The organism is Streptomyces poonensis (assembly GCF_014650915.1).
Classification (GTDB): Bacteria; Actinomycetota; Actinomycetes; order Streptomycetales; family Streptomycetaceae; genus Streptomyces; species Streptomyces poonensis.
Window position 1 is genome coordinate 49831 of sequence record NZ_BMVW01000027.1, and the last position, 21568, is coordinate 71398.

Below are 21568 nucleotides of genomic sequence, written 5' to 3' on the forward strand. Positions count from 1 at the left end.
TGAACAGGCTTCGAGGTACCGCCATGCCCAAGACGGCTTACGTCCGCACGAAACCCCATCTCAACATCGGCACGATGGGCCACGTCGACCACGGCAAGACCACCCTGACCGCCGCCATCACCAAGGTCCTCGCCGAGCGCGGTTCCGGCGACGGCACCCGTTACGTCCCGTTCGACCGTATCGACAAGGCGCCGGAGGAGGCCGCGCGCGGCATCACCATCAACATCGCGCACGTCGAGTACGAGACCGACACCCGGCACTACGCGCACGTCGACATGCCGGGTCACGCCGACTACGTCAAGAACATGGTCACCGGGGCCGCGCAGCTCGACGGGGCGATCCTTGTCGTCTCCGCGGTCGACGGGATCATGCCGCAGACCGCCGAACACGTGCTGCTCGCCCGGCAGGTGGGCGTCGACCACATCGTCGTCGCCCTCAACAAGGCCGACGCGGGCGACGAGGAACTGACGGACCTGGTCGAGCTGGAGGTCCGCGAACTGCTCACCGCGCACGGCTACGGCGGCGACTCCGTACCGGTCGTACGGGTCTCCGGGCTGAAGGCCCTGGAGGGCGACCCGCGCTGGACGGCGGCCGTCGAGGCGCTGCTCGACGCGGTGGACACGTATGTGCCCATGCCGGAGCGGTACCTGGACGCGCCGTTCCTGCTGCCGGTCGAGAACGTGCTCACCATCACCGGCCGCGGCACGGTCGTCACCGGCGCCGTCGAGCGGGGCACAATCCGCGTGGGCGACCGCGTGGAGGTGCTCGGCGCGGAGCTGGAGACCGTGGTCACCGGCCTGGAGACGTTCGGCAAGCCCATGGAGGAGGCACAGGCCGGCGACAACGTGGCGCTGCTGCTGCGCGGCGTCCCGCGCGACGCCGTACGGCGCGGGCACATCGTCGCCGCGCCCGGCAGCGTCACGCCCAGCCGCCGGTTCACGGCGCAGGTGTACGTCCTCTCGGCGCGGGAGGGCGGCCGTACGACCCCGGTGTCGACCGGCTACCGGCCGCAGTTCTACATCCGCACCGCGGACGTGGTCGGCGACATCGACCTCGGCGGGGCGGCGGTCGCCCGGCCCGGCGACACCGTCACGATGACGGTCGAGCTGGGCCGGGACGTGCCGCTCGAGGCCGGTCTCGGCTTCGCGATCCGCGAGGGCGGCCGCACGGTCGGCGCGGGGACGGTGACCTCGGTCGGCTGAGCGGTGTCACCCATGGCGCTGGTGACACCGGTGTCGCTGGTGACACCAGTGGTACGGGTGACACCGGTGGTAAGGGTGCCCGTTCCGTCCGCTTCCGGACGGGACGGGCACCCCCGTCCCGGCGGCACAATGGGTCGCGTGAACGAGCCCATACCCGTCACCCGGGTCACCGACCACGGGACCGCCAAGCTCATGCCGGACGTCGACCGGGAGCGCGCCTGGCTGCTGACGGTCGACGGGGCACCGCAGTCGTACGTCGATCTCGACGAGCCGACCCATCTGGAGTTCGAGTACGCGCGGCGGCTCGGGCACGCGCTGGACACGGTGGCCGAACCGGGACGGCCGCTCGACGTGCTGCACCTCGGCGGGGGCGCGCTCACCCTGCCGCGGTACGTCGCCGCGACCCGGCCGGGCTCGCGCCAGGACGTCGTCGAGGCCGACCGGGGGCTGCTGGACCTGGTCACCGAGCACCTGCCCCTGCCCGGTGACGCGCGGATCGCGCTGCACGGCGCCGACGCCCGGGAGTGGCTCGAAGCGGCACCGGCCGGCTCCGCCGACATCCTGATCGCGGACGTCTTCGGCGGCTCCCGCGTCCCGGCGCACCTGACGACGGTGGCGTACGCGCGCGCGGCCGCCCGCGTGCTGCGCGGCGACGGGGTCTACCTGGCCAATCTCGCGGACGCCGCGCCCTTCGCCTTCCTGCGCTCCCAGCTGGCCACGCTGGCCACGGTCTTCGCCGAACTCGCGCTCGTCGCCGAGCCGGCCGTCCTGCGCGGCCGGCGCTTCGGCAACGCCGTGCTCCTCGCCGCCCACCACCCGCTCGACATCGCCCCGCTCGCCCGCCGCACCGCCGCCGACGCCTTCCCGGCCCGCGTCGAGCACGGCGGGGCGCTGCGCGACTTCATCGGAGCCGCCGTACCCGTGCGCGACGAGGACGCCGTACCGTCGCCCGAGCCGCCCGACGGGGCCTTCGGCATCGGCTGAGGGCCGGCCCGGCCGGAGGGACGCGGGGCGTCCCCTCCCCGCGTCCCCGTCGGCCGGGGCCCGAATCAGCTCAAAGACGGCTGCCGGTCCACCGGGCCCGCGTGCCAGGCTGACAGGACCTGTCCCGGAAGGCTCGGTCAGTCATGTCATTACGGCCCTTCCCCGGTTGTCGTCCCGCGCGCCGGCGCCCGTGGGTCCGTGTTCTCGCAGCGGCCGTCGCCATGGTCGTGGCGCTCCTGGTGGCCGGCTGTTCCGGCGGGGGCGAGAGAGGGAGCGACGACGACACCTTCGTGTACCTGTCCAGCAGGGGGCTGGTGACCGAGTGGGACCCGGCGCGCTCGTACTCCGACGAAGTCGTGGCGCTGGCGAACATGTACGAGACCCTCACCCGGTACAACGCCGGGACCGGGAAGACAGAGGGTGTGCTCGCGACCCGCTGGACCACGTCCGAGGACCGCCGGACCTGGACCTTCACCCTGCGGGACAACGTGCGCTTCCACTCCGGACGCCCGCTGACCGCCGACGCGGTGAAGGCGGCGATCGACCGCACGATGAGGCTGAAGGCCAGCGCCTCCTACGTGTGGGACCCGGTGGAGAAGATCACCCCGGTCGGGAAGCGGCAGGTCCGCTTCGAGCTGTCCCGCCCGGCGCCGCTGGACATCATCGCCTCCGCCACCTACGCGGCCTGGATCTATGAGATCCCCGACGACGCCGACGACGCGAAGGACTACCGGGCCACCGCCCGCGGCACCGGGCCGTACACGGTCGCCTCGTGGAACCCGGGCAGCGAGAACGAACTGGAGCTGACCGCCTTCGAGGACTACTGGGGCGGGTGGCGCGGCAACCGCTACACGAAGGTGGTCTTCCAGGCGGTGCCGCAGTCGTCCACGTCGGCGCAGCTCATGAGCTCGGGCGAGGGAACCTTCGCCGGCGGGCTGCCGCCGCAGCTCGTGGACACGCTGCGCGGCCGGCCGAACCTGACCGTGTACGAACGGCCCTCGTGGCAGACCCTGATCGGCCTGATGAACACCCAGAAGAAGCCGCTGGACGACATCCGGGTGCGCCAGGCGGTCGCGAACGCGCTCGACTACCAGGAACTGATCAAGGCGAGCAGGGGTGCCCTCGTCGCCTCCGACGGCGTCATCCCCGAGGGCATGTTCGGACACACCACCACGCTGGACCTGCCGGGTGACCAGGACCTCGCCCGGAAGCTGCTGAAGGAGGCCGGGTACGGCCCGGGCAGCGGCCGGACCATCGAGCTGGAGATGACCTATCCCGCGGGCGAGGACACCATCCGCACCCTCGGCGACCTGATGAAGGCTCAGCTCCGCCCGTTCGGCATCGACCTGAAGGTCCAGGGGCTGGCCTGGTCGTCGGCGCAGTGGCCGCGCGCCAAGAGCAAGGACCCGGACAAGCGCCAGGACATCTTCGTCATGTGGTGGTGGCCGGACGACCCCGAGCCGCTGTCGTACTTCCGCAACGTGTTCCGGACCGAGGAGGAGATCTCCTACAACCTCGCCTACTACTCCAACCCCGAGCTCGACCGGCTCATCGACCAAGTCAGCGCGCTCACGGCGACGGACCCGGACGAAGCCGTGCGGACCTACCGCACGATGCAGGAGATCATCATCAGGGACGCGGTGCAGCTCTTCCTCGGCACCAACATCTATCAGCGGGTGCTGGACAGCGACGTCAAGGGTTACGTGGACAACCCGGCGTACGCGAACGTCGTGTTCGTCCACGACCTCACCCACCAGTAGCCGCCTGCACCAGCCCGGGGGTGGACATGAAGCGTGCCCGGAACGGCCGCGGCCTGCCGGTGATCCGTTACGCGGCCCGCCGTACGGTGCTCTCGGCCCTGGTAGCCCTCGGGGTGGTGGTGCTGACGTACCTGATCGCCCGGGTGGTGCCCAGCGACCCGGCCGGGGTCTGGGCCGGACCGCGGGCCTCGGCCGCGGAACGGGCGCGCATCCGCGCCGAACTGGGGCTGGACCGCCCGGTCGCCGAGCAGATCGTCTCGTACGTGGCCGGGGTGCTGCGCGGCGACTGGGGCCTGTCGGTCCTCACCCACCGTCCCGTCCTCACCGATCTGCTCACGCTGCTGCCCAACTCCCTCCAAGTGGTGCTCGCCGGACTGGTCATCGGGCTGGCGGTGGGCCTCCCCGCGGGACTGGCGGCCGTACGGTGGCACGGCAGGACCCCCGACAGGCTGGTGCGGTCCGGCGCGCTGCTGAGCGCCGCGATCCCGACGTTCTGGCTGGCACTCCTCCTGCAGACGCTCCTCGCGAGCCGGCTCGGCCTGCTGCCGATCGCCGGCAGCCACGACCGGGCGGTGCTCGCCGCGCACCCGGTGACCACCGTCACCGGCCTGCCCCTGCTCGACGCCGTCCTCACCGGCAACGGCGCGGCCGCCGCCGACCTCTTCGACCACCTGCTCCTGCCGGCCCTCGTCGTGGCCTCCTACCCGGCGGCCGTCGTCGCCCGCATGGTGCGGGCGAGCCTCCTGGACGCGGCCGGCGAACCGCACATCCAGATGGTGCGCTCCCTCGGCTTCCCCGAACGGACCGTCCTCGGCCGCTTCGCCCTGCGGCTCGCCTGGAACCCGGTCCTGCAGCTCCTCGCGCTGATCTTCGGGTACTCGCTGGTCAACACCTTCCTCGTGGAGTCGGTGTTCGACTATCCGGGGCTCGGCCGGTACGCGGCCGACGCGGTGCAGTCCCTCGACACACCGGCCGTCGTCGGCGTGACGCTCCTCGTCGCCCTGCTGTACCTCGCCGCGAACCTGGCCGTCGACCTGGCCCAGGCGGCCCTCGACCCGCGCATCACCCTGCGGTGAGGGGACGGCGGTGAGGACATGGCGGTGAGGACATGGCGGTGAGGACATGGCGGTGAGGGGATGGCGATGACACGCGGCACCGGAAGCGGCCGCACGGCACTGGTCCTCGTCACCGCCGGCGTCGCGCTCGTCGTGCTCGTCGCCCTGCTCGCGCCGCTGCTGGCCCCGTATCCGGCGGACGCGACCGGCGGCACCGAGACCGGCCGGATCCTGCGCCCGCCCTCCGCGGCCCACTGGTTCGGCACCGACGAACTGGGCCGCGACGTGTTCTCCCGGGTGCTGTACGGAGCGCGCGTCGGCCCGGTCGTCGCGGCGGCCGTGGTGACGGTCTCGCTGCTCGTGGGCACCGCGGCGGGGCTGGTGGCCGGCTATTTCGGCGGCTGGATCGACGAGGCGCTCATGCGCCTGACCGACGTCTTCCTGGCCGTGCCCGCCCTGCTGCTGGCCCTGGTCCTGGCCACGGTGCTGACGCCCGGCCCGGTGGGGCTGACCGTCGCGCTCACCGTGACCTGGTGGCCGTGGTACGCCCGGCTGGTGCGCGGCGAGGCCGCGTCGGTCGCCGGCCGCCCGTACACCGAGGCGTGCCGGGCCCTCGGTCTCGGCCACCGGCGCACCCTGCTCCGCCACGTCCTGCCCAACGCCTCGACCCCCCTGCTGGTCCAGGCGTCGACCGATGTCGGCGGGGTGCTGCTCGTCACCTCCGCACTGTCCTTCCTCGGCCTCGGCCCGCAGCCGCCCACCCCCGACTGGGGCCTGATGGTGGAGCAGTCGCAGAACTACTTCACCACCCAATGGTGGATCGGCACCTTCCCCGGACTGGCCATCATGCTGGTCGCGGCCCTCTTCTTCCTGCTCGGGGACGTGCTCCGGGACCGCCTCGACCCGCGGCACACCCCACGGATCCGGCCGTGACCGCCGCACCCCTGCTGGAACTGCGCGACGTACGGGTCTCGTTCGGCCCCGAGCAGGCTGAGCCCGTGCTGCACATCGACCGACTGGTGTTGCGCCGGGGCGAGTTCCTGGGCGTCGCGGGGCAGAGCGGGGCGGGCAAGACGACGACCGGGCTGACGGTGCTGGGACTGACCCGCCACGCGGGCGCCCGGGTGACCGGCAGCATCCGGCTGGCCGGCGAGGAACTGGTCGGGATGCCGGAACGGCGGCTGCGCCGGCTGCGCGGTTCCGTCATGGCGCTGATCCCGCAGAACCCGGCCGCCGCCTTCAGCCCGGTGCTGTCGGTCGGTACGACCGTGCTGCGCGCGCTGCGGCTGCACGGCTGCACGCGCGCGGAGGCACGGCAGCGGGCCGCCGCCGGGATGGAGCGGGCCGGACTGCCCGCCGCGTACCTGACCCGCTTCCCGCACCAGCTCTCCGGCGGCCAGCTCCAGCGGACGGCGATCGCGCTGGCGTCGGCCCTCGGGGTACGGCTGCTCGTCGCCGACGAGCCCACCAGCTCGCTGGATGTGACGGCGCAGGCGCAGATCTGCGCGCTGCTGGCGGAGCTGCGCGCCGAGCACGGTACGGGCGTGCTGTTCATCAGCCACGATCTGGCCCTCCTGGCCGGGCTGTGCGACCGGATCGCGGTACTGCACCGCGGGCGGGTGGCCGAGGACCGCCCCGCCGCGGACCTGGTCGCCGCACCCCGGGCGGACTGCACCCGGCGGCTGCTGGCCGCGGTGCCCGGGGCGGCGGAGGCAGGGACGGGAGTGAGGGCGGAAGCGGGGACGGGAACGAGGGCGCGAGACGAGGGGGGCAGGCCGGGGGACGGGAACGGTGATCGGTGCGGGGGTGGTGGCAGGTGCGCAGGTGGTGACAGGTGTGCAGGGGGCAGGTGCGCCCACGGAGAAGGGACGGCCGATGCTTGAAGCCCGCGACCTGACCGTGCGGTACGGCGGCACGGCGGTACTCGACCGGGTGAGCCTGACGCTGCCCGAGGGGCCGTACGGCCTGGGCCTGATCGGCGAGAGCGGCTCGGGCAAGACGACGCTGGCCCGTTGCCTGCTGGGACTGCTGCCGCCGACGCGCGGCACGGTTCTCTTCGACGGCGCCGACATCGGCCGGATGCGGCGGCAGCGTCCCTTCCGGCGCGCCGTCCAGATCGTCGTCCAGGACACCGAGGGCGCCCTCGACCCGCGGATGCGGGTGGGCACGGCGATCGCCGAGGTGCTGCGCGCCCACCGGATGGTGCCGCGCGGCACCGAGCGTGAACGCGTCGTGGGACTGCTGGCCGACGTGGGACTCTCCGCCGAGCACGCCACGCGCTACCCGCACCAGCTCTCCGGCGGGCAGCGCCAGCGCGTGGCGATCGCCCGTGCCCTCGCGGTACGGCCGCGTTTCCTGGTCCTGGACGAGCCGACCAGCGCGCTGGACACGACCGTGCAGGCCCGGATCCTCCGGCTGCTCGGCGGACTGCGCGCCGAGCACCGGCTCTCCTGTCTGCTGGTCTCGCACGACCTCCTGGTCGTGGAGCAGTTCTGCCGGCACGTGGCCGTCCTGCGGCACGGCCGGATCGTGGAGGAGGGGCTCCTGGCCGACGTGCTCCGCAACCCCCGGCACCCCGCCACCCGGCGGCTGCGCGACGCGGTACCGCGCCTGCCGTCGTGATGATCCCGCGGGGCCTGGCCAACGATGGCTACTCACGGGTAACCTCCCGCCTCATGAGCGCAGACCAGATGTCGATCGGCGAGATGCTCGCCGCCACGGTGCCCATGGCCAGGACGCTGAACCTGGAGTTCTCGGAGACCACGCCGGAGAAGGCCGTGGTGACGCTGCCGGACCAGAGCGCCTACCACAACCACGTCGGCGGCCCGCACGCCGGCGCCATGTTCACGCTCGGGGAGTCGGCCAGCGGGGCCATCGTGCTCGCCGCGTTCGGGGAGCAGCTCTCGCGGGCCGTACCGCTCGCGGTCAGCGCCGAGATCGCGTACCGGAAGCTGGCGATGGGGCCCGTCACGGCGACCGCGACGCTCGGCCGCCCCGTCGCCGAGGTCGTCGCCGAGCTCGATGCAGGGCAGCGCCCGGAGTTCCCCGTCTCCATCGCCATCCGGCGCGGCGATGGTGCCGTGACCGGGGAGATGACGGTCGTCTGGACCCTGCGTCCCAACGGCTGAGCGGGTCGCGGAGCCGGTCGCGGCGGCTGGGGAGCGGTCGCGGCGGCCGGGGAGCGGTCGCGGCGGTCGGAGTGTCCGACGGCATGTCACCCCGGTCGGTGGAGCAGAGTGTGGGCAAGGGCGGAATGCCGACGTCCGTCGGCACGTGCCACACGCGGTCCGCCACGACGTGCCCGCACGAAGGAGTGACGGTCCATGTCCGACCCCGTCCCCGCTCCCGCCCCCACCCGCACTCCCGACTCCGTGTCCCGGCGCTCCGCCCTGCGTCTGCTGGGCGGAGCCGTCACGGTCGCCACGGCGGCCACCGCCACCGGCTGCACGGTCCCCTCGCACACCGTCGCGGCCAGGAGCGGACCGGACGCCGCCGCAGGACCCGGCCGCCCCCGGGTCGAGAGGCTCCTCGCCCGGCTCACCCTCGACGAGAAGATCTCCCTCCTGCACGGTGCCACCGACCCCCGGCCGCTCGGCCAGGCCGGTCACGTCGCAGGTGTGCCCCGCCTCGGTATCCCGCCGCTGCGGCTGGCCGACGGTCCCGCCGGAGTGCGGGCGACCCGGCACGCCACTGCGCTGCCCGCCCCGGTGCTGCTGGCCTCCGCCTTCGATCCGGAACTCGCCCGCCGCTACGGCCAGGTGATCGGCCGCGAGGGCCGCGCGCTCGGCCAGGACGTGCTCCTGTCGCCGATGGTGAACCTGATCCGCACCCCGTACGCGGGCCGCAACTTCGAGACGTTCGGCGAGGATCCGCTGCTCTCGGGCGACCTGGTCGCGGCCGAGATCCGCGGCATCCAGGGCGAGGGGCTCATCGCGACCGTCAAGCACTTCGCGCTCAACAACCAGGAACGGGACCGCGAGTCGGTCGACGTACGGGTCGGTGAGCAGGCCCTGCACGAGGTCGAACTGCGCGGCTTCGAGGCGGCCGTCGCGGCCGGTGCGGGTGCCGTGATGAGCGCGTACAACAAGGTCGGCGGCACGTTCGCCGGCGAGCACCGGGAGCTGCTCACCGAGGTGCTGCGGGACCGCTGGGGCTTCGAGGGGTGGGTGATGAGCGACTGGTCCGCCACGCACAGCACCGTCGCCTCGATCACGGCGGGCCTCGACATGGAGATGCCCGACGGCAGGTACTTCGGGGCCGCCCTGAAGTCGGCCGTCCGCGACGGCAGCGTTCCGGAGCGGTACGTCGACCGGGCCGTACGCCGGGTCCTCGGCGTGCTGGACCGCTTCGGGCTGCTCGACGGCCGCGGCGGCCCGCCCCGCCCGGACCGTGACCCGCGCGCGGGCGCCGCCGTCGCCCTGGAGGTCGCCAAGGCGGGGGCGACGCTCCTGCGCAACGAGCATGATGCCCTTCCGCTGCGCCCCCGCGCCGGGGGCATCGCCGTCATCGGACCCTCCGGTGCCCGGCCCTTCGTCAGCGGTGGTGGCAGCGCCCATGTGGTGCCCGACCATGCCGACAGCCCTCTCGACGCGATCCGGCGGCGTGCGGGCACACATGCGCAGGTCACATACGCGCTCGGCGAGGACCTCTTCGGCACGGCGCTGCCCGAGGACGTCCTCGGGCCGGCCGCCGGCCTGGAGGAGCGGCGTGTCGCCGCCGGGAAGACCTGGACGTACGACGGAACGCTCACCGCGGACCGGGACGACGAGTGGATGTTCGTCCTCCACTTCGACGGGGAGCCCACCGAGCGGCCGAAGGTGCTGCTCGACGGGAAGGAGCTGTTCCCGCTGCGGCCCGGCTACCAGGAGCACTTCTCCGGTGGGTTCGGATCCGCCGCGCCCGACGGGCTGAGCGTGCGCCGCGCTACGGCCCTGGTCACCGAGGGCCGGCACCGGCTGCGGATCACCGCAGAGGGCGGCGCCGCCGGGCTGCTGTTCCGGCTGCGGTGCGCCAACGGCACGACCCGCGCGCGGGACGTCGACCGGGCCGTGGCGGCCGCGCGGGCCGCGCGGGACGTCGTCCTGTTCGCCTACGAGGACGCGACCGAGGGCACGGACCGTACGACGGTCGCGCTCCCCGGACACCAGGCGGAACTGATCGAGGCGGTCACGGCGGTCAATCCGCGCACCACCGTCGTCCTCAACACCTCGTCCGCGACCTCGATGCCCTGGCTGGAGCGGACCGCCGCGGTGCTCCAGATGTACTACCCGGGCCAGGAGGGCGCGGCCGCCACCGCCGCGGTCCTGTTCGGCGACTGCGACCCGGGCGGCCGGCTCACCCAGTCCTTCCCGGCGGACGACGACCACCATCCCGTCGCCGGGGACCCGCGCCGGTATCCCGGGACCGACGGCACGGAGGAGTACACGGAGGGCATCCACATCGGCCACCGCTGGTACGACGCGGAGGGCGTACGGCCCCTGTTTCCGTTCGGGCACGGACTGTCGTACACCTCCTTCTCGTACGGGGAACCGTCGGTGCGGTGGTCCGGGCGGGAGCTCCACGTGGGCTTCACCGTGCGCAACACCGGCCGGCGCGACGGGATCGCCGTGCCGCAGGTGTACGTCGGCCGTGCTCCGGACCTCCGGCTCGACCAGCCCGTACGGGTCCTGGGCGGCTACCGGCGGCTCGCGCTGAAGGCGGGGGAGCGGCGCCGGGTCGCCGTGACGGTCCGGCCGCCGACCCTGTCCTCGTGGGACCCGGAACGGCACGGCTGGGTGCTCGGCACCGGACGGCGCACCGTGTGGGTCGGGGCCTCCTCGCGCGACCTGCGACTGACCGCCACCGCGGAGGTGACCACATGATGAAGGGGCGGCGAAGCCGTCCCCGCCACGTCGGAGCCGCTACGGCGAACGGGTAGGCTTCCTCGGCGTGCGCTCCCGGGGAACGCACGCCCGGAACGCAGGGTCCGGTCGGTGAGACGGCCCGGTGACACGGCCCGGTGACATGGGAGGAGCGGCGTTGCACGTCCAGGAATGGCTCGAGACGGTGCCCGCGGTGAGCATCTACGCGCTGGTGGGCCTGGTCATCGGCCTGGAGAGTCTGGGCATCCCGCTGCCCGGCGAGATCATCCTGGTCTCCTCGGCCCTGCTGGCCTCGCAGCACGGTGACATCGACCCCTTCGTCCTCGGCGCCTGCGCCAGCGCGGGAGCGGTCATCGGTGACTCCATCGGCTACGCCATCGGCCGCAAGGGCGGGCGCCCGCTGCTGGCGTGGCTCGGCGGGAAGTTCCCCCGGCACTTCAGCGAGGGGCACATCGCGACCGCCGAACGGTCCTTCCAGAAGTGGGGCATGTGGGCCGTGTTCTTCGGCCGGTTCGTGGCCCTGCTGCGGATCTTCGCCGGACCGCTGGCGGGTGTGCTGCACATGCCGTACTGGAAGTTCCTGACCGCGAACATCCTCGGCGGCGTCCTGTGGGCGGGCGGCACCACGGCCGTCATCTACTACGTCGGTGTCGTCGCCGAGTCCTGGCTCAAGCGCTTCTCGTGGCTGGGACTGGTCGTGGCGGTGCTGCTCGGTGTCGCCTCGATGCTGATCCTCAAGCGGAAGGCGAAGAAGGCACAGGCCGAGAGCCCGGAGACGGCGGCCGCGGAGGCGGTGCCGGCCACGGAGTAGCGCGCCGCGTCCCGGCAGGATCCGCGCGTCGGCGGCACCCGCCGGGAGAGTGCGCTACGGCCGTGCCACGGTTGACGGACGACGGGCAGTGACGGGAGCGGGTGGCACGCCACCCGCTCCCGTCACTGCCCGTGTGCCTCCCGGTGCATCCCGGCCTTCTCCACGTAGACGGCCGCGTTCAGCGCGAGGCCCTCGCGTTCCTCCGCGGTCAGCTCCCGCCTGACCTTCGCGGGCACGCCCGCGACGAGCGAGCCCGGCGGCACCCGCATGCCCTGTGGCACCAGCGCCTGCGCGGCGACGAGCGAACCGGCGCCGATCACCGCGCCGTTCAGGACCGTCGCGCCCATCCCGATGAGGCAGCCGTCCTCGACGGTGGCGCCGTGGACCACGGCGTTGTGCCCGATCGAGACGCCCTCGCCGACGGAGACGGGGAAGCCCGGGTCGGTGTGGAGGGTGCAGTTGTCCTGCACATTGCTGTTCGCGCCGACGACGATCGGCTCGGACTCCGCGCGGAGCACGGCGCCGTACCAGACGCTCGCCCCCGGACGCAGCGTCACATCACCGATCACCACGGACCTCGGCGCCGTGAACGCCTGCCCGTCCACCTGCGGCTCCTTGCCGGCCACGCCCGCGATCAGGGCCTCGTGCGTCATCGTCCACTCCTCGTCTCGTCGGGACAGGTCTCCTCGGGGTAGGGGAACGGTAAGGCATCGACCCCGCCCCGCCGTGCGTCCGTGGGGTGAAGATCACAGCGGTACGACGGCATCGGTGGCTCTCGCGGTGAGTACGGTGAGCGGGTGCCCGAGCGCAAGAACACGTTCTCGTCCCGGCGGCGCCGCATCGTCCAGCGGGCCGTCCACTCGGGCTGGTCCTGGGTACAGCGCACGGGTTCCGTGACCGCCGACCGGCCCGGCCGGTTCCGCTTCGGCGCGATGGGCACCGGCACCCGGCTGGCCTTCCCGCTGGGCACGGTCTTCGGGGAGCCGTGGATCCACCTCGGCGCGCACTGCATCATCGGCGAGCAGGTCACGCTGACCGCGGGACTGATGCCCGACCTCGACCTCGGCCCCGAGCCGATCCTGCGCATCGGTGACGGCGTGGTCCTCGGCCGCGGCAGCCATGTCATCGCCGACACCACGGTCACGATCGGCGACGACTGCTACTTCGGGCCGTATGTGTACATCACGTCCACGAACCACTCGTACGACGATCCGCACCAGCCCATCGGCAAGCAGTGGCCGCGGATGGAGCCGGTGTCCATAGGGCCCGGCTGCTGGATCGGGACGGGCGCCGTGATCCTGCCGGGGGCGCGGATCGGGCGGAACGTGGTGGTGGCCGCCGGGGCGGTGGTCCGCGGTGCCGTGCCCGACCACTCGGTGGTGGCCGGGGCACCCGCGCGCGTGGTCCGCAGCTGGGACCCCGTGGCCGGCTGGCAGCCGCCGCTCAGGACCCCGGCGCCGGTGCCGATCCCGGACGGGGTGACGCCCGAGCAGCTGCTGGCGCTGGCGGACCTGGACGAGGACGAGGAGAGCACGAGCGGGTTCGCGGAGCGCGCCGCCGGGGGCGAGGCGTAGAGCCGCCGAGGAGCGTCCGGGGCCGTACCGATCAGTCCCGTCCATGTGGCTCGGCCCGGCGTGTGGCTGGGCGGGGCCGCGTCGCTCGGCCCGTCCGTTTCGCTCACCCCGCCGCGAGCAAGACCGTGCCGACCAGGGCGAGGCCCGCGCCGGCCGCCTGGACGCCGCGCAGCCTCTCGCTGAGGACACCGCGCGCGGCCAGCGCCGTCACCACCGGGTACAGCGAGGCGAGCACCGCGGCCACGGTGACCGGGCCCCGCTGCGCGGCCAGCGAGTAGGTGCCGTTGGCGGCCACGTCCGCGAGACCGACGAAGGCGAGGGCCGGCAGAGACCGCCACGGGAAGCCGTCCGCGGGGAGGGCGGGGGTGCCGCGCCGGGCGGAGACGTACAGGGCGGTGCCGCCCGCGACGACGTTCGTCACGCGCTGGACGAACAGGGCGAGGAACAGGCCGGTGAGGGTGGCGGACGCCTCCGCGATCAAGGCCATCACCGCGCCGAAGCCGAACGCCGCGAGCAGGGTCAGCAGCACGGCCTGCCGCTGCACCGGGGCTCCTTTGAGCTGGGGCCCGCCCGCGAGCACGACTCCGGCGACGGCCACGACGATCCCCGCGAGCTGCGGCAGCCCGGGGCGCTCGCCCAGGACCAGCCCCGCCCCGACCGGGACCACCACGCCCAGCGAGCCCAGCGGGGAGACGACGCCCATCGGGCCCAGCGCGAGCGCCTGGTAGAAGGCGAGCATCGCCACCGGGCCGACCAGCCCCGCCGCCACGGCGAACCACAACCGCGGGCCGGCCTCGCTCCACGCGCCGGTCGCCAGCACGATCGTGCCCAGCACCACCACAGCGATCGACTGCGAGACGACCACCACGGTGAGCGCGGGCGTCCGCCGGGTCAGCAGCCCGCCGCCGAAGTCGGCCAGCCCCCACAACAGGCTGGTGGCCAGGGCGAACAGTGCTGTCATGGGGCGGCCTCTTAGTACAGTTCGGTGAACGAAGGGTGCACCACACTGCAGTTCAATGCATTGAACTGTGCCATCCAGGATATTGAACGATCGTTGATCGATGCTTTGATCGATGCACTGATCGATGCCCGCACGAGACTCATGGACGGAATGTGTCGGACCTCGACCTGCTGACCCAGTCCCTGGCACGGAACGTCAGACGCTGGCGCGCCGAGCGGGGCTTCACGCTCGACGCGCTCGCCGCCCGCGCTGGAGTCAGCCGCGGCATGCTCATCCAGATCGAGCAGGCCCGCACCAACCCCAGCCTCGGCACCGTCGTGAAGATCGCCGACGCCCTCGGGGTCAGTATCACCACGCTCCTCGACTACGAGCAGGGCCCCAAGGTCCGTATCGTCCCCGCCGAGCAGGCCGTACGGCTCTGGCACACCGCCGCGGGCAGCTACAACCGGCTGCTGGCCGGCGCCGAGGCCCCGGGCCCGCTGGAGATGTGGGACTGGCGGCTGATGCCCGGCGAGGGCAGCGCCTCCGATCCGCACCCCACCGGCACCGTGGAGCTCATCCACGTCACCGCGGGTGAGCTGACCCTCACCGTCGACGGCCTGGAACACCGCGTCCCGGCCGGCGCGAGCGCCTCCTTCGAGGCCAACGTCCCGCACACGTACGGGAACCAGGGCGCAGTGCCCGTCGACATGGTGATGGCGGTGTCGGTGCCGCCCGCGCGTTGAAACGCCGATCCTCTGTTCGATGCCCGGCTGTTAGCGTGCGGCCCATGCGCGCACCCATCGGAGACTTCGACCACGCCACGCCCGCCCCCGACTGCCTCGACGAGCTCACCGCCCCCGTCGCCGCCGCCGTACGCGACTGGACCGGCAGCATCCCCGCCGACCAGATCCTGTACGTGGACACCGACCCCGAGTGGGCCGACACCGCGGTGTTCCTGCAGCACTACGGGCCGGAGCTGCTCGAACAGTCGGCGAACTGCGTGGTCGTCGCGGGCAAGCGGGGCGGGGAGACGACGCTGGCCGCGTGTGTCGTCCTGTCCGCGACCCGGGTCGACGTCAACGGTGTGGTCCGGCGCCACCTCGGCGCCCGCAAGGCCTCGTTCGCCTCGATGGACACGGCGACCGGGGAGACCGGCATGGAGTACGGGGGCATCACTCCGGTCGGGCTGCCGGGCGAGTGGCCCGTGCTGGTCGACTCGGCGGTGGCCGACCTGCCGTACGTGCTCGTGGGCAGCGGACGGCGGCGCGGGAAGCTGCTCGTGCCGGGCAAGGCGTTCGCGGAGCTGCCGAACGCGGTGGTGCTGGAGGGGCTGGGGATCGCCTGACGGCGGTCGCGGTACCGGAGACGGTCGCGGTACCGGAGCGCCGGCCGCTCAGGCGGCCGTGTGGTGGGCGAGTGGCAGATGCGGGTCCGCCTCGCCCGGCGCCGGCGCCGGATCCGCGTGCACCAGGGCGGCGGTGAGCCCCGGAACGGCGTGCAGCAGCGCGTGCTCGGCGTCCACCGCGACGCCGTGCGCCTGACGTACGGTCGCCTCCCCGTCCACCACGACGGCCACCTCGGCCCGTAGCCGGTGCCCGATCCAGCGCAGCCGCAGCTCGCCCACCTCGCGCACGCCCGGCACCCCGCGCAGTGCCCGCTCGGCGCGGTCCACCAGCGCCGGGTCGACGGCGTCCAGGACGCGCCCGAACACCTCGCGCGCGGCATCGCGCAGCACCAGCAGGATCGCGGCCGTGATCGCCAGCCCGACCAGCGGGTCGGCGAGCCGCAGGCCGAGGGCGGCACCGCCCGCGCTCATCAGGACCGCGAGCGAGGTGAAGGCGTCCGTCCGCGCGTGGAGGCCGTCGGCGACGAGCGCGGCGGAGCCGATCGCCCGGCCCACGCGGATGCGGTAGCGGGCCACCCACTCGTTGCCCAGGAACCCGACGACCGCCGCCGCGGCGACGGCGGGGACGTGCTCCACCGGCCGCGGGTCGAGCAGCCGCGCGACCGCGGTCCAGCCCGCGAAGGCCGCCGACGCGGCGATGGTCAGCACGATGGCGAGCCCGGCCAGATCCTCGGCGCGGCCGTAGCCGTACGTGAACCGGCGCGTCGCCGCACGGCGGCCCAGCAGGAAGGCGACGGCCAGTGGGACGGCGGTGAGCGCGTCGGCCGCGTTGTGCACGGTGTCGCCCAGCAGTGCGACCGACCCCGAGAACACGACCACGACCGCCTGCGCCACGGCCGTCGCGCCGAGCGCGGCCAGCGAGACCCACAGTGCCCGCATGCCGCGCGCGGAGGACTCCAGGGCGGGATCGACCTTGTCCGCCGTCTTGTGGGAGTGGGGGGTGAGGAGGTGCCGCAGGCGGGCGAAAGCGCCGCTGTGGTGGTTGTCGTGTCGGTGCCTGTGCTGATGCCCGTGCTGGTGCTGGTGCTGGTGCTGGTGCTGGTGCTGGTGCTGGTGCTGGTGCTGGTGTCCGTGCCCGTGCTGGTGCTCGTGGTGCCGGTCGCTCACGTCGTGCCCCTTCCGCGCGCGGGAGTGGACGTACGGGCGCCCACGGCACCATTATGTGCGTATGAGCGCACGCATGCACCTATCACCTGCGCACCGTACGCAGCCGCATATCGAGGGCGGTCCCGGCGGGCACCCGACCGCGCCGGGGGAGGAGCGGTTCGCGCTGGCCGCGGAGCTCCTCGCGCTGCTCGGCGACCGTACGCGGCTGACCCTGCTGCACGCGTTGGCCCGGGCCGAGGCCGATGTCACGACGCTCACGGATGTCTGCGGCGCGGCCCGGCCGGCGGTGAGCCAGCATCTCGCCCGGCTGCGCCTCGCGGGCCTGGTGCACACCCGGAAGGAGGGCCGCCGGGTGATCTACTCACTGGGCGACGGCCATCTGCGGCGCGTGGTGGACGAGGCCCTCGCCCTCGCGGACCACCGGCTGACGGACCGGCCCGCACACGACTGAGCGGTCTGCACACGGCTGAGCGGTCCGCACACGGCTGAGCGGTCCGCACACGGCTGAGCTTGTTTTTCATCTACCAGGACCTGCCAGCTTGCCGATGGCCTTGAGGGTTTCGGGGCGTTCGACGGTCTTGCCAACGTCGTAGCGGGGTGCCGGGTGTTTGTTCTTGGCGCCGGGTGGTCGGCCGGGGCCGGTGCCGGTGGGTTCGGGAACACCGAGCCGGAGCTGGGTGTGGGAGACGATCGGGAGCCAGGTCCAGCGGTCCGCGGCTTCGGGCATGCGGAGTTTCGGGGTAGTCCAGCCGAGTCTCTGTTTCGCGAAGCGGAAGGTGTGCTCCAGATCGAAGCGGCGGAGAAATGACTGCCGGAATCGGTCCACATCGTCCGTGGAAGGCCGCCCCGACGTCCGGCGAATCCCCAGGTGAGCGACCCGGTTCGACGGACGATTCGAGCGCAGCGGCAATTCGAGCGCAGCGACATGACCTGCGGAAAAGCTACGCTTCGGACTCCGGCTCGGCCCTCAAATATCGGCCCCAGATCTGAGCCTTGCGATAGGGGCCATCCCCGGCGCTGTCGTACTGCGGCGTGTCGAAGGTGACCCAGTACTTCAACTCGCCATCGAGTGCCTGGGCATGTTCGTTGGGCTCGGGTGCACCCATGGCATCGATCGCTCCAGCGAACTCGACCTGCCAAGGGCCATCCCAGTCCTGGGCCCGAACGACCGTGACCCGGCTTCCCGGTGCCAGTGCACCCGTCGGCCATGTCTGACTCAAGGGGCGACCGAGGAAGTGCTCCATCGCCTGCCGGTCATCAACGTCCGCAGGAACAGGGCTGGAACTGTCTGTCATGCGGCCCACTGCGCCCGCACCACTGCCGGAGCGCCAGAGGATACAGAACAAGCTGAGGGGATGTATGGAAAACGGTGCCGGGTGGGGCGTGAACGCCCCACCCGGCACCGTTCGTGCGATACCGGAAGCCGATCAGGCGGCCGCGGTGCCCGCGGACCCGAACTGCTCGAGCACCTTGAGCAGGTCGGCGACGACTTCGGCGTCGTCGGCCGGGTGGGTCTCCGCGAAGCGGACCACGGAGCTGGCGATGGCGAGCTTGGCGTCCTCCAGGACGGTGGCGCCGGCGATACCCACGGCCTTGCGGGTCTCGTCCTGCGCCCACACGCCGCCGTACTGGCCGAACGCGGTGCCGACGACGGCGACCGGCTTGCCGGACAGCGCACCGGCGCCGTACGGGCGGGACAGCCAGTCGATGGCGTTCTTCAGGACGGCCGGGATGGTGCCGTTGTACTCGGGCGTGAAGAGCAGGAAGCCGTCGGCCTGGCCGGCGGCCTCGCGCAGACGGGCGGCCTCGGCGGGGACGCTGCCCTCGACGTCGACGTCCTCGTTGTAGAACGGGATGTCGGCCAGGCCCTCGAACAGCTCGATCGTGACGCCCTCGGGGGCGTGCTTGACGGCGGCCTCGGCCAGCTGACGGTTGTGCGAACCGGCACGCAGGCTACCGACGAGCGCGAGAATGCGTACGGACATGAGCTGACTCCTAAACGGAAAAGGTGAAAAGCCAAGCGGACCGAAGTCCGTTGAAAGTTGTACCACTTCTCCGGGGTGGGGGTCCACCCGCTATCCGGACTGTGGTCCGCTTGCCCTCGCCAGAGTAACCGGACCGCGGTCCAGTTGTCTGTGACGAGCGCTACCCTCGACTTCATGACCGAGCCGCTCCCACCCCTGCCAGCGCCCGAGAGACAGAACCCCGCGGAAGACGCGCACGAACTGCTGAACATCGCCTCCGCCGCCGGTGAACAGCCCCGGCTGCGCGCGGACGCGGCCCGCAACCGCGTCCGCCTGCTGGAGGTCGCCGCCCGGCTGGCGGGCGAGTGCGGAGCGGCCAAGCTGACCATGGAGGCGGTGGCGAGCGCCGCCCAGGTCGGCAAGGGCACCGTGTTCCGGCGCTTCGGCGACCGCACCGGGCTGCTGCTGTCGCTGCTCGACCATCACGAGCGGGAGCTGCAGACCGCCTTCCTGACCGGTCCGCCGCCGCTCGGGCCGGACGCGCCGCCGGCCGAGCGGCTGAAGGCCTTCGGCGTGGCCGTCATCCGGCACGGGCACGCCCATCGCGACCTCTACCTGGCCGCCCACGCCGACGCCTCCCGTCGGCACACCAGCCCGGCGACGCTCCTGCGGCTGAGCCATCTCTGCATGCTGCTGCGCCGGGCCGAGGTGCGCGGCGACATCGAGCTCCTCGCCCATACCCTGCTGGGCTATCTGGACGTCACCCTGGTCGACCATCTGGTCACCCGGCGGGGCATGACGCTGGAGCGACTGGAGGCCGGCTGGAACGACCTGGTCGAACGGTTCGTGCGCGGTCAGGCGGAAGTGGAGGGGGAAGTGGGGACGGAGAGGGCGGAGGGCTGACGGGGCGCGGGCCCGCCGCACCGCCGGACGCGCCCCGCAGGTCGGCGGCGAACCGTACGACGGCGCGGGCGGGCGCCAGGGCGGGCGCGGGTCAGAGGAAGCCGACGCCGCTGTGCGGGGCGTACAGGTCCAGCAGCCGGGCCCGTGCCGACCTCAGCCGGTGGGCGAGGATGCCGCCGATCCACTCGGCCACGGCCAGACCGAAAGCGGGGTCCTCCCGGCACATCCCGCGCACCGCCGCGGCGTCGAACTCGTACGCCCGCACGGGGCTCGTCGCCTCGGCTCCCAGGTGCCAGGTATGCGGGGCGAACAGCCACGACCAGCCGACGAGTTCGTTCAGCCCCAGGGTCTCGAGCACGGCCGGACGCCGCCCCGGCACCCGCATGTCCAGGTCGACGGTCCCGGTACGGATCACCCAGAACCGGTCCGCACTCCCGTCCTCCTCGAAGAGCCGGGCACCCTGCGGGAACGACACCTCGCGGGCGATGCGCATCAGCCGCTGCCGGTGTTCGGCGGGCAGTGCACGGAGCATCGGACCGGTGGACGGAGCGTTCATGGCGATGCCTCCCAGAAGGCGTTCGTAACTGCCACCTCCAGCGTCGCGCGCCGGCTCCGTCCCCGCCATGGCTTGGCAGGACGGAGTCGACGGCGGGACTCTGCACTTGCCCCGGAACCGGGCCCGCACGAGGCTCGGAGCGGGGGCCGAGGACCGGGCCGGTTGCGGCCGCAGGAGGTGCGGATCATGGTGCGACACGTCGCCGCGGGGATCGACGGATCCTCCGAGAGCCTCGCCGCCGCGCACTGGGCGGCCCGCGAGGCCGCCCGCCGCGGCAGCGCCCTCGAACTCGTGCACGCCTGGGAGTGGCGTCCGGATCCGTCGGTGTCCGTGCCCGTGGACGGGGCGCGGCAGGACTGGGCCGAGCGGGCCCTCGCCCGGGTGGCCGCCGGGGTACGGGCCGCCCATCCGGGACTCGACGTCGGGGAACGGCTGGTCGAGGAGGACCCGGTCACCGTCCTCCTGGCGGCGGCCGACGAGGCCGAGCTGCTGGTGCTCGGCTCCCGGGGGCTCACCGGTGTCGCCGGGTTCGTCGTCGGGTCGGTGTCCCAGCGGGTCGTCGCCCGGTCGGGACGTCCCGTGGTGCTCGTCCGGGCGGGGGCCGACGCCGCGGCCGAGCACCTTCCGGCCGTCGACGGGGTCTCCCCGGAGGAGATCCCCGAGGTGCCGTACCGCGACGTCGTGCTCGGTCTGGACGCCGGCGCCCCCGGTGACGAGACCGTCTTCTCCGACGAGCTCATCGGATTCGCCTTCGAGGCGGCCCACCGTCGTGGGGCTCCGCTGCGCGTGGTCCACGCCTTCGGAGGCGGAGCGGAGCGGCCGGATCCGGCTCCGTCGTCCGGCGCCGGCCTCCTCGCGGACCACACCCACGCCGTGGCCGCGGCACTGCGCCCGTGGCGCGAGAAATGGCCGGACACGACCGTCGCCGAGACCGTGACCGAGGGCCGGCCCGCTGATGAACTGGTACGCGCCGCGGCCGGAGCCGGTCTGCTCGTCGTGGGCCGCCGTGAACGGGGCGGCGGCCCCGGTCCCCGCCTCGGCCCGGTCGCCCACGCGGTGCTGCACCACGCCGCCTGCCCGGTGGCGGTCGTGCCGCACTCATGAGGGGGAGGCGCGCATGTGCCCCGGACGGCACCCGTCCACCGGACGGCGGAACGCGGCCGTGCGGTGTCGCGGGGCCCCGGCGGGCCGGGAGGAGGCGGGCACCGGTGCGGACGACGCGGAAACCGGTGCGGGCGACGCGGGCATCGGTGCGGGCCACGCTGGTACTCCTCCCTGGGACGGCGGTCCGGCGACGAAGATCCACATCCCCGATCCACGACGGGAGTCACACCACATGCCCCAGGACGACCACCAGAACAGCACCGTGCTGACCGACGAGGAACTGCGCGGCCTGGACGCCCACTGGCGGGCCGCGAACTACCTGGCGGCGGGCCAGATCTA

General features: G+C 73.1%; 22 protein-coding genes and 1 pseudogene. 16 read left to right on the top strand and 7 right to left on the bottom strand.

Annotation, left to right across the window (positions count from 1 at the left end; translation table 11 throughout):
* Positions 1-23: 23 nt before the first annotated feature.
* The 10 genes from tuf to IE242_RS36005 all read left to right on the top strand — a co-directional run bounded on the left by tuf (position 24) and on the right by IE242_RS36005 (position 11673).
* Positions 24-1202 carry an elongation factor Tu gene (tuf, locus tag IE242_RS35960; RefSeq protein WP_189867038.1) on the top strand — a complete coding sequence of 393 codons (1179 nt, stop codon included), beginning with the start codon at positions 24-26 and terminating at the stop codon, positions 1200-1202.
* Between the two features lie 138 nt (positions 1203-1340).
* Positions 1341-2186: a spermidine synthase gene (locus IE242_RS35965; RefSeq protein ID WP_189867039.1), complete on the top strand. Its 846-nt coding sequence runs from the start codon at positions 1341-1343 to the stop codon at positions 2184-2186.
* A gap of 221 nt (positions 2187-2407) precedes the next feature.
* Positions 2408-3946, top strand: a complete 1539-nt coding sequence (locus tag IE242_RS35970) for an ABC transporter substrate-binding protein (RefSeq protein WP_189867040.1) — start codon at positions 2408-2410, stop codon at positions 3944-3946.
* A gap of 26 nt (positions 3947-3972) precedes the next feature.
* Positions 3973-5022 carry an ABC transporter permease gene (locus tag IE242_RS35975; protein WP_229859932.1) on the top strand — a complete coding sequence of 350 codons (1050 nt, stop codon included), beginning with the start codon at positions 3973-3975 and terminating at the stop codon, positions 5020-5022.
* Between the two features lie 66 nt (positions 5023-5088).
* A complete protein-coding gene (locus IE242_RS35980; protein ID WP_189867041.1) occupies positions 5089-5934 on the top strand; it encodes an ABC transporter permease in 846 nt (281 codons plus the stop codon).
* Positions 5931-6884, top strand: coding sequence for an ATP-binding cassette domain-containing protein (locus IE242_RS35985; RefSeq protein ID WP_189867045.1), 954 nt, complete (start codon positions 5931-5933; stop codon positions 6882-6884). The genes IE242_RS35980 and IE242_RS35985 overlap by 4 nt, the downstream gene beginning before the upstream one ends.
* Positions 6877-7623, top strand: a complete 747-nt coding sequence (locus IE242_RS35990) for an ABC transporter ATP-binding protein (protein WP_189867047.1) — start codon at positions 6877-6879, stop codon at positions 7621-7623. Before IE242_RS35985 ends, IE242_RS35990 begins: the two co-directional genes overlap by 8 nt.
* 68 nt (positions 7624-7691) lie before the next feature.
* Entirely contained in the window at positions 7692-8129 is a 438-nt protein-coding gene (locus IE242_RS35995; RefSeq protein ID WP_189867085.1) for a DUF4442 domain-containing protein, read from the top strand.
* 195 nt (positions 8130-8324) lie between these two features.
* Complete coding sequence (locus tag IE242_RS36000) at positions 8325-10862, top strand: beta-glucosidase family protein (protein ID WP_189867049.1); 2538 nt, start codon at positions 8325-8327, stop codon at positions 10860-10862.
* A 157-nt stretch (positions 10863-11019) separates the two neighbouring features.
* Entirely contained in the window at positions 11020-11673 is a 654-nt protein-coding gene (locus IE242_RS36005; protein WP_189867050.1) for a DedA family protein, read from the top strand.
* A 122-nt stretch (positions 11674-11795) separates the two neighbouring features.
* Here the strand turns inward: IE242_RS36005 and IE242_RS36010 are convergent, their stop codons facing one another.
* Positions 11796-12326, bottom strand: coding sequence for a gamma carbonic anhydrase family protein (locus tag IE242_RS36010; RefSeq protein WP_189867052.1), 531 nt, complete (start codon positions 12324-12326; stop codon positions 11796-11798).
* A 144-nt stretch (positions 12327-12470) separates the two neighbouring features.
* Here IE242_RS36010 and IE242_RS36015 point away from each other — a divergent pair, with 144 nt between their 5' ends.
* Positions 12471-13247, top strand: coding sequence for an acyltransferase (locus IE242_RS36015; RefSeq protein WP_189867054.1), 777 nt, complete (start codon positions 12471-12473; stop codon positions 13245-13247).
* A 103-nt stretch (positions 13248-13350) separates the two neighbouring features.
* Here the strand turns inward: IE242_RS36015 and IE242_RS36020 are convergent, their stop codons facing one another.
* Positions 13351-14208, bottom strand: a complete 858-nt coding sequence (locus IE242_RS36020) for a DMT family transporter (protein ID WP_189867056.1) — start codon at positions 14206-14208, stop codon at positions 13351-13353.
* A gap of 152 nt (positions 14209-14360) precedes the next feature.
* Here IE242_RS36020 and IE242_RS36025 point away from each other — a divergent pair, with 152 nt between their 5' ends.
* Together IE242_RS36025 and IE242_RS36030 are read left to right on the top strand one after the other, a co-directional pair.
* Positions 14361-14933, top strand: a complete 573-nt coding sequence (locus IE242_RS36025; protein ID WP_189867058.1) for a helix-turn-helix domain-containing protein — start codon at positions 14361-14363, stop codon at positions 14931-14933.
* 44 nt (positions 14934-14977) lie between these two features.
* Positions 14978-15535, top strand: coding sequence for a YbaK/EbsC family protein (locus IE242_RS36030; protein ID WP_189867061.1), 558 nt, complete (start codon positions 14978-14980; stop codon positions 15533-15535).
* Positions 15536-15583: 48 nt separating this feature from the next.
* Here IE242_RS36030 and IE242_RS36035 read toward each other — a convergent pair whose 3' ends face one another.
* Positions 15584-16702, bottom strand: a complete 1119-nt coding sequence (locus IE242_RS36035) for a cation diffusion facilitator family transporter (protein ID WP_189867062.1) — start codon at positions 16700-16702, stop codon at positions 15584-15586.
* Positions 16703-16763: 61 nt separating this feature from the next.
* Here IE242_RS36035 and IE242_RS36040 point away from each other — a divergent pair, with 61 nt between their 5' ends.
* Positions 16764-17153: an ArsR/SmtB family transcription factor gene (locus IE242_RS36040; protein ID WP_189867065.1), complete on the top strand. Its 390-nt coding sequence runs from the start codon at positions 16764-16766 to the stop codon at positions 17151-17153.
* 70 nt (positions 17154-17223) lie between these two features.
* On the opposite strand, the pseudogene IE242_RS36045 reads toward IE242_RS36040, so the two are convergent.
* From IE242_RS36045 to IE242_RS36055, 3 genes and pseudogenes are all read right to left on the bottom strand, one after another.
* Positions 17224-17558: pseudogene (locus tag IE242_RS36045) on the bottom strand (NF041680 family putative transposase); the annotation flags it as partial.
* An 85-nt stretch (positions 17559-17643) separates the two neighbouring features.
* A complete protein-coding gene (locus IE242_RS36050; protein WP_229859934.1) occupies positions 17644-17997 on the bottom strand; it encodes a ferrous iron transport protein A in 354 nt (117 codons plus the stop codon).
* A gap of 132 nt (positions 17998-18129) precedes the next feature.
* The gene (locus IE242_RS36055; RefSeq protein WP_189867067.1) at positions 18130-18687 is read right to left on the bottom strand and encodes an NAD(P)H-dependent oxidoreductase; all 558 of its coding nucleotides are present in this window, start codon (positions 18685-18687) and stop codon (positions 18130-18132) included.
* A 174-nt stretch (positions 18688-18861) separates the two neighbouring features.
* On the opposite strand from IE242_RS36055, the gene IE242_RS36060 reads away from it, so the two are divergent.
* Complete coding sequence (locus tag IE242_RS36060) at positions 18862-19569, top strand: TetR/AcrR family transcriptional regulator (RefSeq protein ID WP_189867069.1); 708 nt, start codon at positions 18862-18864, stop codon at positions 19567-19569.
* 91 nt (positions 19570-19660) lie between these two features.
* On the opposite strand, the gene IE242_RS36065 is transcribed toward IE242_RS36060, so the two are convergent.
* The gene (locus IE242_RS36065; RefSeq protein ID WP_189867071.1) at positions 19661-20125 is read right to left on the bottom strand and encodes a Crp/Fnr family transcriptional regulator; all 465 of its coding nucleotides are present in this window, start codon (positions 20123-20125) and stop codon (positions 19661-19663) included.
* Positions 20126-20311: 186 nt separating this feature from the next.
* Between IE242_RS36065 and IE242_RS36070 the strand changes: the two genes are divergently transcribed.
* Positions 20312-21229 carry a universal stress protein gene (locus tag IE242_RS36070; protein ID WP_189867073.1) on the top strand — a complete coding sequence of 306 codons (918 nt, stop codon included), beginning with the start codon at positions 20312-20314 and terminating at the stop codon, positions 21227-21229.
* Positions 21230-21568 lie beyond the last annotated feature (339 nt).

Coding starts and splice junctions, on each gene's coding strand:
- IE242_RS35980 (WP_189867041.1), top strand. CDS start 5,089: ATGACACGCGGCACCGGAAGCGGCCGCACGGCACTGGTCCTCGTCACC.
- IE242_RS36060 (WP_189867069.1), top strand. CDS start 18,862: ATGACCGAGCCGCTCCCACCCCTGCCAGCGCCCGAGAGACAGAACCCC.
- IE242_RS36000 (WP_189867049.1), top strand. CDS start 8,325: ATGTCCGACCCCGTCCCCGCTCCCGCCCCCACCCGCACTCCCGACTCC.
- IE242_RS36040 (WP_189867065.1), top strand. CDS start 16,764: ATGAGCGCACGCATGCACCTATCACCTGCGCACCGTACGCAGCCGCAT.
- IE242_RS35995 (WP_189867085.1), top strand. CDS start 7,692: ATGTCGATCGGCGAGATGCTCGCCGCCACGGTGCCCATGGCCAGGACG.
- IE242_RS35975 (WP_229859932.1), top strand. CDS start 3,973: ATGAAGCGTGCCCGGAACGGCCGCGGCCTGCCGGTGATCCGTTACGCG.
- IE242_RS36020 (WP_189867056.1), bottom strand. CDS start 14,208: ATGACAGCACTGTTCGCCCTGGCCACCAGCCTGTTGTGGGGGCTGGCC.
- IE242_RS36050 (WP_229859934.1), bottom strand. CDS start 17,997: ATGACAGACAGTTCCAGCCCTGTTCCTGCGGACGTTGATGACCGGCAG.
- IE242_RS35970 (WP_189867040.1), top strand. CDS start 2,408: ATGGTCGTGGCGCTCCTGGTGGCCGGCTGTTCCGGCGGGGGCGAGAGA.
- IE242_RS36065 (WP_189867071.1), bottom strand. CDS start 20,125: ATGAACGCTCCGTCCACCGGTCCGATGCTCCGTGCACTGCCCGCCGAA.
- IE242_RS36010 (WP_189867052.1), bottom strand. CDS start 12,326: ATGACGCACGAGGCCCTGATCGCGGGCGTGGCCGGCAAGGAGCCGCAG.
- tuf (WP_189867038.1), top strand. CDS start 24: ATGCCCAAGACGGCTTACGTCCGCACGAAACCCCATCTCAACATCGGC.
- IE242_RS36070 (WP_189867073.1), top strand. CDS start 20,312: ATGGTGCGACACGTCGCCGCGGGGATCGACGGATCCTCCGAGAGCCTC.
- IE242_RS36055 (WP_189867067.1), bottom strand. CDS start 18,687: ATGTCCGTACGCATTCTCGCGCTCGTCGGTAGCCTGCGTGCCGGTTCG.
- IE242_RS35990 (WP_189867047.1), top strand. CDS start 6,877: ATGCTTGAAGCCCGCGACCTGACCGTGCGGTACGGCGGCACGGCGGTA.
- IE242_RS36030 (WP_189867061.1), top strand. CDS start 14,978: ATGCGCGCACCCATCGGAGACTTCGACCACGCCACGCCCGCCCCCGAC.